This is a genomic window from Pseudomonas sp. HMSC063H08, from assembly GCF_001813645.1.
Taxonomy (GTDB): domain Bacteria; phylum Pseudomonadota; class Gammaproteobacteria; order Pseudomonadales; family Pseudomonadaceae; genus Pseudomonas; species Pseudomonas aeruginosa.
The window spans coordinates 1-938 of sequence record NZ_KV813345.1; the positions used below are offsets into that span (position 1 = coordinate 1).

Genomic DNA, 938 nt, shown 5'->3' on the forward strand with positions numbered 1-938 from the left:
GAGAAACCGATACCGGGCACCACGTTGGCCGGCGTGAAAGCGGCCTGCTCGACCTCGGCGAAGTAGTTGTCCGGGTTACGGTTCAGCTCGAAGAAGCCCACTTCGATCAACGGGTAGTCACCGTGGGGCCAGACCTTGGTCAGGTCGAACGGGTTGTAGCGATAGGTGGCCGCTTCCTTCTCGGGCATGATCTGCACGTACATCTTCCAGCGCGGGAAGTCGCCTTTCTCGATGCTCTCGTACAAGTCGCGCTGCGAACTCTCGCGGTCCTGGGCGATCACTTCGGCGGCCTCGGCGTTGGTCAGGTTCTCGATGCCCTGTTGGGTCTTGAAGTGGAACTTGACCCAGAAGCGCTCGTTGTTCGCATTGATGAAGCTGAAGGTATGGCTGCCGAAACCATGGATGTGCCGATAGCTCTTCGGCAGGCCGCGGTCGCTGAAGTCGATGGTCAACTGATGCAGCGACTCGGGGAGGTGAGAGAAAAAGTCCCACTTGAAGGTCGCATTGCGCAGGTTGGTGCGCGGGTCACGCTTCACCACGTGGTTGAGATCGGGGAACTTGAGCGGGTCGCGCAGATAGAACACCGGGGTGTTGTTGCCGACCAGGTCCCAGTTGCCCTGCTCGGTGTAGAAACGCATGGAGAAGCCGCGGATGTCTCGCTCGGCATCCGCCGCGCCACGCTCACCGGCGACGGTGGAGAAGCGCAGGAACATATCGGTCTTCTTGCCGACCTGGGAGAAGATCTTCGCCCGGGTGTAGGGGGTGATGTCATGGGTGACGGTGAAGGTGCCGTAGGCCGCGGAGCCTTTCGCATGCATGCGGCGCTCGGGGATCACTTCGCGATCGAAGTGGGCGAGCTTCTCGAGGAACCACACGTCCTGCAGCAACATCGGGCCACGCGGACCGGCGGTCTGCACGTTCTGGTTATCGACCACCGG

General features: G+C 61.3%; 1 pseudogene. It reads right to left on the minus strand.

From position 1 onward, the window contains the following. A pseudogene (gene katA / locus HMPREF2924_RS03465) lies at nucleotides 1-938 on the minus strand (catalase KatA); the annotation flags it as partial.